14 protein-coding genes, 2 pseudogenes and 1 riboswitch are annotated in these 13,119 nt (G+C 70.0%); of the genes and pseudogenes, 9 read left to right on the forward strand and 7 right to left on the reverse strand.

All coding sequences use genetic code 11. From position 1 onward, the window contains the following. Positions 1-15: 15 nt before the first annotated feature. Positions 16-585, reverse strand: a complete 570-nt coding sequence (locus ACZ5D2_RS15575) for a GNAT family N-acetyltransferase (RefSeq protein WP_468929579.1) — start codon at positions 583-585, stop codon at positions 16-18. Positions 586-594: 9 nt separating this feature from the next. Beyond that, positions 595-1,881 carry a hypothetical protein gene (locus ACZ5D2_RS15580; RefSeq protein WP_468929582.1) on the reverse strand — a complete coding sequence of 429 codons (1,287 nt, stop codon included), beginning with the start codon at positions 1,879-1,881 and terminating at the stop codon, positions 595-597. A 196-nt stretch (positions 1,882-2,077) separates the two neighbouring features. On the opposite strand from ACZ5D2_RS15580, the gene ACZ5D2_RS15585 reads away from it, so the two are divergent. The 3 genes and pseudogenes from ACZ5D2_RS15585 to ACZ5D2_RS15595 all read left to right on the forward strand — a co-directional run bounded on the left by ACZ5D2_RS15585 (position 2,078) and on the right by ACZ5D2_RS15595 (position 4,027). Continuing rightward, on the forward strand, positions 2,078-2,497 hold the full coding sequence (locus tag ACZ5D2_RS15585) for a hypothetical protein (RefSeq protein WP_468929585.1): 420 nt from the start codon (positions 2,078-2,080) through the stop codon (positions 2,495-2,497). A 17-nt stretch (positions 2,498-2,514) separates the two neighbouring features. Continuing rightward, a pseudogene (locus tag ACZ5D2_RS15590) lies at positions 2,515-2,835 on the forward strand (DUF6415 family natural product biosynthesis protein); the annotation flags it as partial. 442 nt (positions 2,836-3,277) lie between these two features. Further along, the gene (locus ACZ5D2_RS15595; RefSeq protein WP_468929588.1) at positions 3,278-4,027 is read left to right on the forward strand and encodes a hypothetical protein; all 750 of its coding nucleotides are present in this window, start codon (positions 3,278-3,280) and stop codon (positions 4,025-4,027) included. Here ACZ5D2_RS15595 and ACZ5D2_RS15600 read toward each other — a convergent pair. Beyond that, positions 4,012-4,495 (reverse strand): annotated as a pseudogene (locus ACZ5D2_RS15600) (transposase); the annotation flags it as partial. The gene ACZ5D2_RS15595 and the pseudogene ACZ5D2_RS15600 overlap by 16 nt on opposite strands. A gap of 63 nt (positions 4,496-4,558) precedes the next feature. Then, a complete protein-coding gene (locus tag ACZ5D2_RS15605) occupies positions 4,559-5,140 on the reverse strand; it encodes a TetR/AcrR family transcriptional regulator (protein ID WP_331738524.1) in 582 nt (193 codons plus the stop codon). Positions 5,141-5,199: 59 nt separating this feature from the next. Between ACZ5D2_RS15605 and ACZ5D2_RS15610 the strand changes: the two genes are divergently transcribed. Then, positions 5,200-5,679, forward strand: coding sequence for an SRPBCC family protein (locus ACZ5D2_RS15610; RefSeq protein WP_331738522.1), 480 nt, complete (start codon positions 5,200-5,202; stop codon positions 5,677-5,679). Between the two features lie 388 nt (positions 5,680-6,067). Here ACZ5D2_RS15610 and ACZ5D2_RS15615 read toward each other — a convergent pair whose 3' ends face one another. Next, complete coding sequence (locus ACZ5D2_RS15615) at positions 6,068-6,826, reverse strand: trypsin-like serine peptidase (RefSeq protein ID WP_331738520.1); 759 nt, start codon at positions 6,824-6,826, stop codon at positions 6,068-6,070. A gap of 656 nt (positions 6,827-7,482) precedes the next feature. Between ACZ5D2_RS15615 and ACZ5D2_RS15620 the strand changes: the two genes are divergently transcribed. Next, positions 7,483-8,016, forward strand: coding sequence for a hypothetical protein (locus ACZ5D2_RS15620; protein WP_331738517.1), 534 nt, complete (start codon positions 7,483-7,485; stop codon positions 8,014-8,016). Between the two features lie 174 nt (positions 8,017-8,190). On the opposite strand, the gene ACZ5D2_RS15625 is transcribed toward ACZ5D2_RS15620, so the two are convergent. Further along, on the reverse strand, positions 8,191-8,697 hold the full coding sequence (locus ACZ5D2_RS15625) for a hypothetical protein (protein WP_468929594.1): 507 nt from the start codon (positions 8,695-8,697) through the stop codon (positions 8,191-8,193). A gap of 344 nt (positions 8,698-9,041) precedes the next feature. On the opposite strand from ACZ5D2_RS15625, the gene ACZ5D2_RS15630 reads away from it, so the two are divergent. The 4 genes from ACZ5D2_RS15630 (at position 9,042) to ACZ5D2_RS15645 (ending at position 12,593) form a co-directional block, all read left to right on the forward strand. Beyond that, positions 9,042-9,956, forward strand: a complete 915-nt coding sequence (locus ACZ5D2_RS15630) for a phosphatidylinositol-specific phospholipase C (RefSeq protein WP_331738513.1) — start codon at positions 9,042-9,044, stop codon at positions 9,954-9,956. 49 nt (positions 9,957-10,005) lie between these two features. After that, complete coding sequence (locus tag ACZ5D2_RS15635) at positions 10,006-10,191, forward strand: DUF6207 family protein (RefSeq protein ID WP_371681490.1); 186 nt, start codon at positions 10,006-10,008, stop codon at positions 10,189-10,191. A 265-nt stretch (positions 10,192-10,456) separates the two neighbouring features. Next, a riboswitch (ZMP/ZTP riboswitch) is annotated at positions 10,457-10,545 on the forward strand. A gap of 30 nt (positions 10,546-10,575) precedes the next feature. After that, positions 10,576-11,733 (forward strand): phosphoribosylaminoimidazolecarboxamide formyltransferase, encoded by a 1,158-nt coding sequence (locus tag ACZ5D2_RS15640; RefSeq protein WP_331738506.1) that lies wholly within the window; start codon positions 10,576-10,578, stop codon positions 11,731-11,733. Positions 11,734-12,092: 359 nt separating this feature from the next. Beyond that, positions 12,093-12,593, forward strand: coding sequence for a hypothetical protein (locus tag ACZ5D2_RS15645; protein WP_468929598.1), 501 nt, complete (start codon positions 12,093-12,095; stop codon positions 12,591-12,593). On the opposite strand, the gene ACZ5D2_RS15650 is transcribed toward ACZ5D2_RS15645, so the two are convergent. After that, positions 12,508-13,086: a potassium channel family protein gene (locus ACZ5D2_RS15650; protein WP_468929600.1), complete on the reverse strand. Its 579-nt coding sequence runs from the start codon at positions 13,084-13,086 to the stop codon at positions 12,508-12,510. The two genes, ACZ5D2_RS15645 and ACZ5D2_RS15650, sit on opposite strands and share 86 nt — an antisense overlap. Positions 13,087-13,119 lie beyond the last annotated feature (33 nt).

A 13,119-nucleotide genomic window follows, 5' to 3' on the forward strand; every position in this document is an offset into this window, starting at 1 on the left:
CAAGCGGGCCCGGCATTACCCTCCGGCGACGTGGAGCAGTAGCAGGTCGAACGCAGGGCCCTTGGGGGTGTTGCGGTACGGGCCGGCGTACTGGTAGCCGAGGCGGGTGTAGAGCTGGCGGCCGCGGTCGTTGGTGGGCAGGGCGAGCAGGGAGGACCAGTTCGGGGCGATGGCGGTGATGAGGGCCTGGTGCATGCGGGTGCCGATGCCGTGGGACTGCCAGGGTCGACGGACGGCCAGCTCGCACAGTCCCATCAGCCGTTCGGTGCGGGCTGGTTCGGGGATCGCTGGGAGCAGCTCAGTGCCGAACCAGTACTCGGCGGCGCAGGGGAAGGCGTATCCCATGCCTGTGGGGGTGCCTCCGGAGTAGGCAATGACCAGAGTGAAGCCCTCGTGCCGAAGGTGGCCGGTGATCTGGCGGCGGAGGGCGGGAACGGACAGCCCGGCGGTGGCGGCCTCGGGGTTGTTGACCAGTTCGGGGTGGGCGTCGGCCCAGATGTCGGCGGCCACGTCGAGCAGGGCGGGGACCTGGCCCGGGCCGTAGGTGCGGATCACTGTGTCCGTACTGGTGCTGGGGGTGGTCACTTTGTCCTCCTAGCTGCTGGCCGTGGTGGTGCGGTACGCGTCGAGCCAGTCGGCGACGGCCGGGACGGCGGTGTGCCGCTGCAGGGCGCCGGCGACGTTGTGGAGCTGGCGGAGCAACCGGTCGGAGCGGACGTCAGGGAGGTAGCTCAGGACGCGGTGGGCTGCTTCGGCGGCGGCCTCGGGCTCGGGCCTTGTCCTGACGGCATGCTGGATCGCCACGTCGCCCAGGTACAGGGCGCGGTTTCGGGCGAACTGGTCGCCGTGGAGGAGTACGGCCTGTTCTGCCCCGGCGGCGGCGCGCTCGTGCTGGTCGAGGTCTGCGCGGGCCAGGGCTTCGAGGCCGGCGAGCTCCGCGGGGGTGAAGAAGGTGAGCCAGTCGGGATCGGCTTCGGCGGGGCCTTGGGCATAGAGGTGGTGGGCGCGGACGATGGCCCGGTCGGTGGCGCCGACGTCGCCGAGCAGTGCCCAGCCTCCGGCCTCGCGCATCGCCATGAGGGCGAGCATGCGGGTGGATCCGTAGGTGCGTACGGCGCTCTGGGCGCCTTGGGCGGCGGCGACGGCCTCGCGGGGGCGGCCGGATGCCTTGGCGACCAGGGACAGACAACCGAACGCGTGGCCTTCCAGGGCGCGGTCGTCGGCGATGCGGGCCGCGGCGAGGGCTTCGCCGTACAGGCTCCGGGCGTCTGCCGGGCGGCCGGAGTCGAAGGACAGCCATCCGGCGGCGACCGACAGGTGGCCGGTGGCGATGCGTAACTGTCGGCCGGTGCGTTCGGTGTAGGTCCCGTCTTGCAGCCACTGGTAGGCGGTGTGCATCGCGGTGGACGCGGATCGGCGTAGCTGCGCCGATCCGTGCTCGGTGTCGTGGGCGTAGATGGCGGTGACGGTCCGCGTGACGGTGCGGACGTCGGCGGCCCCGATCCGGCCGGTCCGTTCCGGGGGTAGGGGCAGCAGGGCCAGGGCGGCGCCGGCGCCGTCGAGCAGGAAGTCGCGGCGGTCCACCGAAGCCTGCGGCGGGTGGCTCATCACCGCGGTGGCTGGGGCCGAGGTGGTGGTGAAGCCCAGTTCGGACATCGCGCGGCCGCTGATCCGGGTGAGGATCCGGCGGTATACGGCCCGGGGCAAGGCCACGTCGCCGTCCTCCCAGGCAGCGACCAGCCGCGCGGTGCAGCCGACGTTCTCGCCCATGCTGGCTCCGGTGTCGACGACGAATCTGGCGAACTCGCTTCGGGACATCTGAAGGTCCAGCTCGCGTACGCAACGCAGCTGGGCGTTGGGGGGATGCCGTCTGCCGGCCATGCTCCGTCTCCCGAAACCAGGGCGGGTGGGTGCCGAGACCGTACCGGCCTCGCCCTGGGCATGCCCGCCAGTTGGGTCCATTTCACCCCGCCTGGGCGGCAATTGCATCGCTCTTGCATCACTGCGACGTCGTACGCGCCGCGCGGTGACTGCTTGCGTGGACCTGGGACACGAACGTCACCTTCAGGAGGCCCTCATGCCGGACACCTTCGCCGCCTTCAGCGCCCTCGTGCCGCCCGGGGCGGGGGCGGCGCCGATCGGCTCTGTAGCGGTGTACGCCGTCGTCCCGTCCGAGGCCAGCTGCGCACAGGTACTGGACGGGCTGCGGTCCTACGCCGCTGGACGCGGCTGGCATGTTCCGGCGGGCTGCGCAGCGACGGATGTCGGCCCGCTCGGCGCGGGTCTGAACCGGTCGGGGTGGCGGCGGGTGCGGCGCGCGGTCCAGGCTCAGGCGATCACCGGGCTCGTTGTGCCGTGTTTCGCACACATCGGCTACCGGTGGGCGGACTGGGACCGCGAGCGGACGTGGCTGCTGCGGCGCGGGCTCTTCGTCATGGCCGCCGATCCCACCGAGCTGCACGTCGGGGTCTCCCCGGAGGAAGTTATCCGCCCGTGAGCGGCTACTACGGCGTCGTGCACGATCCGGAGGGGCGACTCGGGCACGAGCTGCCACTCGACCGAGAACCGCACCTGCGGCTGGCCGCTTTGGCCCTGTCCTGGACTGCGCAGTCGGTGCCGCCGGCGGCAGACACCGCTCTGACCGTGCTGGAGCTGACCGGGCATGCGCGGCTGCTGCGCGACGAACTCGCGGGCCGGGTCGAGCGGCTGCCGGCTGACTGCGAGCTTCGCCAGCTGCTCGCCTACACCTTGGGTGAGGCACTGCGTCGGCTGTCGCCCGCGGCGTCGTCCCCGTGCGGTGACCTCGCCCACGCACAGAACCGCGCCCGCCTCGTCCAGGGCCTCTACGCCGCGCTGGACCGGTTGGAGGCAGAGCACCCCGTACGCGGCTCGTGCTCTCACCCGCGGTCCGAAGCCCAAGCCCCCAAAAATCGCCCCCTCGGCGGCGGCGCGCGAGCTACGCAGGTCCGAATCTCGCACCAGCCACCGGACAGCACGGAGGGCCCTGATCAGCACAGGCGCCGATCAGGGCCCTCCGGTCCGCAGCTGGCCGTACTCAGCCCGGAGGGCCTTGCAGCCTCGCCCGTTGAAGGCGTTGAAGGGAATCGTCTGGCGGCTCGGTATCTCGTACGCAACGCTGGTCCGCAAGCTCGATCCCGACCAGCAGACCCCGGCTTCGACAGGTCGAACAACACGATCGCCGTGGCCGATCCGTGGCCGGACACCACCATGTACACGTGGTGGAACTACAACGACCACGTGAGCGAAGCTCGTCCAAGTGGACGCACTCCCGCATCGGCATCTCCCGCTAGGGCAGGCGACATGCGCGACACCGAAATGTCCAGCAAGCGGACGGGCTCTCGCTTCTCCCGGCCTGTCCATCGTCATCGCACTGAGTGCATCCGCGCTGCTGTCCGTCGGCGGTCCGGCCCATGCGGTCCCGGCCAAGGACCCTCTCCCGGCCGACATCCCCGGCTATCAGGCCGCCCTCGACGCGGTGGAGTCCACCGATGTACGCAACGCGGTCTGCCGCTTCCTGCGCACTCCGGTGCCCGTCGGCGGTGCTGGCGGGCCGGTGCAGACGATCCCCGAAACGGCCGAGCCGTGCCAGGATCTCCCGGTCTTCACGATCAGGGACCCGGTGGCACGGAACGAGATCACCCCCGGGTTCGTAGCGGGCACCGCCAAGCCGCTGCCCACCGAGGCGGTCAAGCTGACGCAGTTGGTCTCCTCGCTCAGCACCACCGTCACCGGCCGCAACGCAACCGTCGTGCTCGCCCCCACCCAGGGCGGCGGCTGGCACTTGGCGGCCATCCGCGACGGCGACAGCGACGCCGTGTACGCCGGCAAACCCACCCTGGGCATGCTGGTCTTCACCGAGCCACAGATCCGCGGCTGGTACCAGCTCAAGCTCACCACCGTCGAACCACTCAACGACGAGGCCCGGCAGGGCCTTGGCGGGCCAGGCGTCGGCGTCGCTCAGCGACTACCAGAAACTGGTCAAGGCCCGTTACGCCGACAGCGGTGAGGAATCACGAGGCCGGTCCCTGGACAGCCGCCATCGGCGATAGTGACTGCGCCACCGACGGCGGCCTTGACGCCCGACTCCTCCCAGGCCTCCCAGGCCTCGCAGGCCTCGCAGTCGTTGCGGTTTCCCGGCAGCCGCCGGCCGACAACGACGACCCGGCGGGTGTCCGCGTCGACGACCACCTGGTGGTTGGTGGAGTAGCGGTGGTCCTCGGATCACTGGGCGGCGGTGTGATCGCGAGTGGGCACGAGCGTGCCATCCACGATGACAACGGTGCCCCTTGCGGAAGCGTTGCCCCTGGATCAATGCCAGACGCGGCCCCAGGGCATCGACAGCGCGGGCGCCCGTGGGCTCCGAAACGCCGGACAAGAGCGTGAGCTGCCGCGCCGTCAGGTCGGTCCACCGGTACGCGACGACCAGTAGCACGCGGTCTTCAAAGCAAAGCGTCCAAAGACGTCCCGCCCTCACTGGGTGGAACAGCAGGTCAGCGGCACATCAACCCTGACCGGGCCCAGCCCTCTGCCACACCCTTCAGCCGAGCAGGGCCGCAGCGGACTCCTCGGCAAGGTCCTCGGCGTGCGGGGGCAGCGGGAGGCCTGCCCGCAAGGGGCGGCGGACCACCCCGAGCGGCAGGTCGATCAGGGCCAGGGCGATCCGGTCCCGGCCCTGGGGCCCGGTCAGACCGACGGCCTCGCCGACCAAGCCGAGGCGGGCGAACACCCGCTCGTTGCCCCGATCCGCGCGTTCCCGGTACTCCTCGGGCCAGCCGGCCCGGCCGAACTCCTCGGCGCCGTACAGGAGCAGCGCCGCCTCCCGCGGGTGGGCCCGGCTCCAGGCCACGACGTGCCGGGCGCCGGCGCGGGCGGCCCTGCGGGGGTCGGGGTCGCCGGCGAGCGCGGCGAGGTAGCCCTCCTGGAAGCCCTCGACGGTACGCAGCCACACCTCGGCGAGCAGCGCAGGGCGCCCCGGGAAGCGGTGGTACACGGATCCGCTGGGCGCGCCGACGGCCTGGGCGACGGCGGACATGGTGACTGCGGCCGGGCCGCCGGTTGCCGCCAGCAGGACGGCGGCGTCGAGGAGCTCGTCGGCGTCGAAGCGGGGTGGTCTCGGCATGAATCAGAGAGTACCCTCCATTTCAATTAGAGGTCACTCTCCAATTGAAGGAGTTCGCCATGCCCGTCCACAACGTCCACGAACGCCTGCTCCCGATGAAGGCGGCCGAGGTCGGCGCCCTCCTCGACTCCCTCTCCGACGGGTCGGCCGACCGACTCTGGCCGCACCGGACCTGGTCTCCCATGGAGTTCGACCGCCCGCTGTCCGCGGGCGCGACGGGCGGGCACGGCCCGGTCCGCTACACGGTCGCCGCGTACGTCCCGGGAACCTGGATCCGCTTCGCCTTCAGCGGCCCTCGCGGCTTCCACGGCTTCCACGAGTACGCCGTGCTGCCGGTCGACGACGAGCGCACGGTGCTGCGGCACACCCTGTCGATGCGGGTCACCGGAATCGCCCGGCTGAGCTGGCCGCTGGCCTACCGCTGGCTGCACGACGCACTGCTGGAGGACAGCCTCGACCGTGCCGAGCACCCGGCGCGACGCGCCCGCTGGTCCCCGTACGTCCGGCTGCTCATGGCCATCGCCCCCCAGGAGCACTGAGCTCGTCGCTTGACGTTGCCGGCCGGACAGCTCGGCTGTCTCCCACCACCGACGCCTGACTCCCAAGGGTGAAAGCAGCGGGGCGCGAGGTCGCAATCAGTCCAACCGGAGGTGTGTGGGGACTCCTCGCGGGGTGACATCGGGCCCTGGATGAGTCGTGGAGCCCGACCTCACGGTCGCCCTCAAGCAGATGTACGGCACCTGGCCGCGGACACTCGGCCACCAGACCTTCCTCCTGCTGCCCAGGGTCTTCTTCACCGACCACGCCGACCGGCCCGGCCAAGCCCGTCGGCAACGGCCCGTACACAAGCGGACTCGCGCACCAAGGGCATCGCGATGGCGATCGATCGCGACGCGATCACCCGACGCCAGCGGTCGAGCCCCGCTTTCACGGGTGTTCGGACCGGGCGAAGAGCTTGCCGGCGAGGGGCCCCAGGGCCGTGCCGTAGCTGTAGGCGTCGTCACTGCTGACGTTCACGGCGACCACGGTCCCCACACCTGCCGGATCGAGGTCGACCATGTACGGGCCGCCGCTGGATCCGACGCCCATGAGGCACGGAATCCGGAAGAACTGCGGCGCGCGCCGCGGCTGCGTGCCGGGACCTTCGCAATGGAGCACCCGGCTCGTGTAGGGATACCCGAACTGGTGGACCGGGCTTCCTGGTTTCGCGCCGAAGGCGATCCTCTGGGCTCCGACCACCGCCGAGATGCTCCGCCCGTCCGCAGCGGGGTTCATCTCCAGCATCGCCACGTCGTTGCCGTCGGCCTGCCAGTCCTCGGCCATGTGCACCCTGCGTACGGTGAACCCGCCGTGGGGGCTCTGTCCGTCCCGGTAGCCGGGCACGAAGTACAGGTTCTTGTCCCATGTCGCGGTCTGCGAGGATCCGTCGGACAGGGGCGTGCGCACGCAATGGGCCGCGGTCACGACGGTGTTCGTGCCGACGACCGTCGCTGTGCAGGCCGCGTCCTCCCCGCCCGTGACGAAGATGCGGCCGACGGTGCGGGCGACGACACCGCCCTTGTCCCATTCCGGCTGCACGAAGGCGTCGGACCGGTCGGCCATCGCCATCCCTGCGATCCCGTGGCCCATCCAGTACTGCTCGATCCGCTGCTGCTCGGCCGCGTCGAGAGCCGCCTCACGCGCCATGCTCTTCGGCTCCGCCGCCCCACCCCCGGTCGTCTTCGACGCGTGCGAAATCGGTCCGCATCCAGCGACCAGAACGAGCAGCGCTCCAGCCGCTGCCCGACTCCGAGCTCGTCTCACGGTCGTCATCCCTTCTCCACTGAGGTCAGCGCACGGTACTTCAAGGCGCTGACCAGCCCGGACACCGGGTCTCCATCCCTTCAGCCCCCGGCGCCGGTGGCGGCGCCGAGGGCGGCGTGGGCACCGTCCGCCACGGCTTCCGGCCGGGAACGCTTGGGCGGGGACCATCCGGGCGCAGGCGGCTCTGCCCTGCCGGTATCCGGCTCGAACGGGCCCCGGGAACGGGGACGACGGGGGCATGGGACGCTGACGGCGCGGTCGAGTCAAGAACCAGCCGACGTCCCGCTGCCTGAAGGACAGCCCCGCCTTCGGCCTTCGCGCCTTCTCGTGTGGCACCCGTCCCCCATGGCCCGACGGTAGTCCCGGGACGGGGGAACCGGCACCGGTGGGATCCCCTCTTGATGAGTGACCGAGGGGGGAAGTGCATGGCGGGGAAGACCGTTCCGGCAGCCGGGCGCTTGGTGGTGGCGGGGTTCCTTTGCGCCCTGATGGCGGGGTGCGGCAGCACGGCACCGGGAGGGGCCTCAGGACCTGCACCCGTGCCCTCCCTCTCACCGACCGCCGACTGCGGCCTCGACACGACGACTGACGACCCGACCGGCGGGTACGCCGGCCCGCCGACGGACGAGGAGACCGGCGGGTACGCCGGCCCGCCGACGGACGAGGAGACCGGCGGGTACGCCGGCCCGCCCACCGACCAGGAGGCCGCCGACGGTGGCGCCGGTCCGCCGACCGACGGGGAGATCGGCAACGGGGGCGGCCCCTGCGGGCCTGCGGACTGGTTCGACATGACCCGGGACTTCCAGGCCTACCTCGGACAGCACCTCACCAAGGCGGACGACGGCACCGTCTCCCAGCAGTCCGTACGCGAGACCCGTGTCCGGAAGGTGAGCGCCGTCGGCGAGGCGAGGATCACCTTTTTCTCCTACTTCACCGACGACGCCCTCAGCCGCAACGCCGCGCTCCGCCTGGCCCGGCTGTTCGCCGACTGGCGGCGCGAGGTCTACGGCGACACGGGCAAGGTGTCGGTCCGTACCACCGAAGGGACCGTGCTCGTCACCCTGACCTGGTGAGCCCGGCCATCGCGCGTTCCATGCCGCGCAGTGGTGCACGGCTCCGGCGTCCACCGCCCGGAGCCGGCGAGGCGAGGCGCCGGGTGATGAAGGCGCGGTGGGCCTCGATGGTCTCGATCGGGTGGACGGCTCATGGCGGAGTCGGGCATTCGAACTGTCCGATTGCCTGGCGGGTCACTGCCCCTGTGCCCGTGGGGTCGCCGTGGCGAGGAGACCGGACAGGGCCTCCTGGAGATCTTCGGTCTGGCGGTAGTGAAGGGCGGTCATCCCCACGTCGCAGGCCGCGATGACGTTGGCGGCGGTGCCCACCCCGGCCCTCCACGAGCTCCGCGCCCCAGGGCAGCACGGCTGGGTGGCCGCGGTGCCGTTCGGCGTGCCGCCGGCGGCGGTCGAGGCACGGACGCGGGCCGACCGCGACCGCACGGAGCCCGTACGCATCGTGGGCGAGCACCACGCCGCGGCCGCGCAGAACCGGGTCCACACCAGCCGGCTCTTGGCGTAGGTGTCGAGGGTGTTGTCCGGGGTGATCTCGGCGGCGACCGCGTCGGCCAGGTCCTCGGCCTCGGCGAGCCGGCGGGCGGCGTCGATGCCGTGCCGCTGCGCCCACCGCTCGATCAGACTTTGACGTTCGGCGCTCGGTGCGGGGTCGGGCTGGTGCTCGCCGACGACGTCGGCCGGCACCAGCGGGACAGCGGCGGTGGTGAACCGCCGCCGCGTTTGCCACCCCGCATTGCCGTTGGCATGTCATGGGCGAAACCAGGTCAAACAAGACCGTTAGCCGGACGGCAGTAAAACGTTAGCGGCCCGGTTTACGGTAGGCATCTGAGGCCATCCACTGCTTTGCGCAGCGTGATTCGGTCGAGAATTCCAATCGTGGCCGCCGTACTGATCGGCCGGGACCGCAACGCATTGCCGGCCTCGCTGATTCATCAGCTCCGGGAGCCGTGAGCCGCAGAACCCGTGCGCCTCCATCGGCGATGAGAGTGCCTTCTTCCCCATTTTCCACCCTGAATCGGAGAACATGTATGAGCCCTAATCGTCGTGACGTCCTGAAGTGGGCCGCCGGAGCCGGTGGCCTGGCTGCTGCCACCGTGCTCGGCCTCCCGAGTACGGCAACTGCCGCAAGCTGGTCCGCCCGTTCCTGGATGGGGCAACTCTCCAACAGCCTTCCCGTCACGAAGCTGACGATCCCCGGAACCCACAACTCCTGCGCCAACAGCGGCATCAGCATCGCCAAATGCCAGGACTGGGACCTGCTGACGCAGCTCAACAACGGCATCCGCTTTCTCGACATCCGCCTGAACGGATTGCAGGGCTCCTCGAACGAGATGGGCCTCTATCACGCCAACGTATACATGAACAAGCGGTTCCAAGATGTCCTCAACGACTGCGACTACTTCCTGCGGAACAACCCGAAGGAAGTAATCATCATGCGCCTCAGGAATGAGAAATCGGGAGGCCAGGAGCTCGGTGCAGAGGAATTCAGGCGCCGCTTCAACTGGTACATGGATGATCCGTCGATGCATTTCCGTCCGCTTTTCTGGACCAACCCCGACTGGCCCACCCTGGGCCAAGGTCGCGGCAAGGTCGTGCTCCTCACCGACTTCAGCCACGACTGGACCACCCTCAAGTGGGACAAGCACTGCAAAATTCAGGACGATTACAACGTCCCGGACGATGAGAAGAAGAAGGCGATCATCGCCTGCTTCGACGCAGCGTGGTTTGACCAGACCACTTCTCAGATGTTCATCAACTTCACCAGCACCGCCAAGGGGCCCATCCCCGAACCTTCCATCGGGGCCCAGAAGATCTTCCCGAGTGTCTACGCATACCTGGAGCCCAGGAAGGCTCAGCGAGCCCGCTTCGGCGTCGTGGCCATGGACTTCCCCAACTACCGCCCCGACATCATGAACCTTTTGATCGACAAGAACTTCGTCTAGAAGCTCGTAACATGATCGCGGGCGAGCCCTCGTGAGGCGGCGGTAGCTGATGCGCCTGCCGGCGAGGGCGACGAAGGCGTCGTGGAGTTCGGTGCGGCGTTCCCGGCGTACGGCGGCCGAGCTCGGGCGGCGGTGGGCCACGCCGGCCACGCCGAGCATCCGCCGTGTGCCGGCAGAGCCCGGAGTGACCGCGCGGCTGTACGCCGACCTGCGCCGCAGCGGGGAGGACCTGTAGGCGCGCCCCTCCAGGGATTGGCGGGGTCCCGGGGTGTACACCCCGGGACCCGCGTGATTCGCCGCGACTCAGCCGCCAATGTGCTGGTGCGGCACTGGGGTGCCCACGCCCGCGCGCGTGCGCGGTCAGAAGCGGGCCAGGTTCCTGACCCGCCCCGCGGGTCACGGAGTTGCGGATGTCGGATTCGCTGCTCATCAGGCCGCCTTCCGCTTCGCCTGAAGTGCGTGGGCGCGCATTTCGCTGGACAGCCGGAGGCGGTAGAGTCGGGCTCGGCCGCGACTGGCGCAGGTGGACGACCACCGGGGAGCGGCCGTATCTGTTCCGATGAGAGCGTCGACCGCCTGGGCGTCTCCGTCAGCGATGTTCCGCTGAGGAGGCCATGACGTGAAACTGCGCTACGGGATCAATCCGCAACAGAAGACTGCGCACGCCGCACCAATGACGCCCGGCAAGTGGCCGGTTCGACTGCTGCACGGAGAACCGTCCTTCATCAACATGCTGGACGCGCTGAACGGATGGCAACTCGTCCGCGAGGCCGGCCGGGCGCTCGGCAAACCGGCAGCCGCTTCCTTCAAACACGTCTCACCCGCGGGTGCTGCTGTCTCCGGGGCCATCGACGAGGTCACCACAGAGCTCTACGGCGTCGCCAACGGGGAGGTCGGCCCGCTCGCCAGTGCCTACTTGCGGGCCCGCGACGCCGACCCGAAATCCTCCTACGGCGACTTCGCCGCCGTCTCCCATCCGGTCGACGACGAACTCGCCGAACTGCTGACCGGCATGGTCTGCGACGGCATCGTCGCCCCCGGCTACGCGCCCGGCACCGTCGAGCGGCTCAGCAAGAAGAAGAACGGCCGTTTCCTGGTCATGGAGACGGACGACGCTTTCACGCCTCCGCACCAGGAGGCGCGTGAGGTCTTCGGCCTGCGCCTGACTCAGCAGCAGGACGAGGTGGAGTTGTCGTCCACACTGCTCGACCCGGTCGTGGGTGATCCGCTCCCCGACACAGCCGTGGCGGACCTCGTGCTGGGGCTGGCGGTCCTGCGCTACACCCAGTCCAATTCGGTGTGCTACCTGCGGAACGGCATGACGCTGGGAATCGGCGCCGGCCAGCAGTCCCGAGTCGACTGCACCCGTCTGGCCGGCGCGAAAACCGACACCTGGTGGCTGCGGCGTCACCCCGGCGTCCGCGCACTGCGCTTCCGGCCCGGCATTCGGCGCCAGGACCGGATCAACTGGCAGATCCGCTTCATCGAGGGCGACCTCACGCCGGACGAGACCAGGCGTCTGACGGAGGCACTCTCCACACCGGCCCGAGAGCTCACCGCCGACGAACGAGCTCAATGGATGCAACGTCTCGACCAGGTGACTTTCGTATCCGACGGTGCCCTGCCGTTCCGCGACAACGTCGACCACGCCCACCGTCACGGCGTTCAGTACATTGCGGAGCCGGGAGGATCCATCAGATCCGGTGAGGTCGAAGAAGCCTGCCGTGAGCACCGGATCACGCTGGCACGCACCGGCCTGAGACTGTTCCACCACTGACGGTCGCGAAGACGCCACGACCACCGGCCCTGACCGGGAAACCTCCGAAGGCGGCCACAGAAGACCACCCCGCGCTGACCTGGCGGCTGGCACCGGGCGCTCGGAGCGCTCGCTCGGTATTCCTGCCCCTGGTGCCTGCGGAGAGGGTGGTCGGGTCCACAGCCAGAGGCGGCACGTGGACGTACGCCATCCCGGGTAGCGCGACGAGTTGCGGGCCGGGTTGGTGCCAATGGCTCGGCCATCCGGCTGATCGGACCAACGCGCGCTCCGACAGCGGGCCGCCTCGATCGGCCGGCAGGACCTACCGGGCCCGCAGAGCATGACACCGGTCAGGGGCCCTGCCGCCGTCCTGGCGCGCAGTGATCACGGGCCTGCTGATCGCCCTCGTGATGGCCACGATCATGGTCACGACCTACGTCGAGGAAGCCGCCAAGGCACAGGGCCGGCAACTCGCCCTGAAAGTTACCAACAAGCTGCCCGAACAGGACCCGCTCGGCGTCGTCCCCGGTATCGCCGTGTTCGTACTGCTCGTGGCCCGCTACCTCGGCTCGACCCTCGCCGTGCAGCCCACCGAGACCGCGGCCGCCCGCCGGCGCGTCCTGAGTCTCATCGGCTACGCGGTCATCGCCGGCCTCGTCTTCGACGTGATCATCGGCCCGGTCCTCGGCGCCTGTCCCGTCGTCCGCCACCCGTGCCAGCCGGACGATGGCGGGGGCGGTGTCCGCTGCGGTCAGGCAGGTTGGGCCCCTGGCCGGGCGTCTTCGTCGATCCGGCTCACCGCGCCCGGCCCCCGGGAGGCCCGCCCGGCGTGGTGTTCATGCGTTCCCGTCCGCGGTGAGCCGCATCCACGATGGTCTTGATGACCAGGCCGAAGACGGCCAGGTCCAAAAGCATCTGCCCGGTGACCAGCAGCTGAGCCACCCCGGACTTGGCCGTGATGTCGCCGAACCCGACGGTGGTGAACACCGTGACGGAGAAGTAGAGCCCACTGGTGTGGGAAAGGTGCGTGCCGAAGCTGCCCGGAGAATGCGCGGCCATGGCGACGTAGGCGGCCGCGAACAGCAACAGGAAGAACGGAATGCTGACGGCCACCGCCTCGACGGCCCGCAGCGCCGGGTACCGGGAGCGGAGAATGGACCGGACCTGCAGGGCCACCAGGACGACGAACCCCGCGAGACCTGAGAGCAGGATGGCGACGGCGGTACTCTTCGAGGAGTTGTCCAGGGGCCCGACGTAATACAGGGCCACCAGCGTGGCGACCGAGACCACTACACGCAGCACGGTCCAGACGAGCCGGCCGAACAGACGCCGTGCTCGATGGTGGCCGGGGAGAGCCGCCTCGTCGGCGGTCATGAGGCCCGCCCCGGCCCGATGACCAGGACCCGC

This window comes from Streptomyces sp. NPDC031479 (assembly GCF_055581065.1).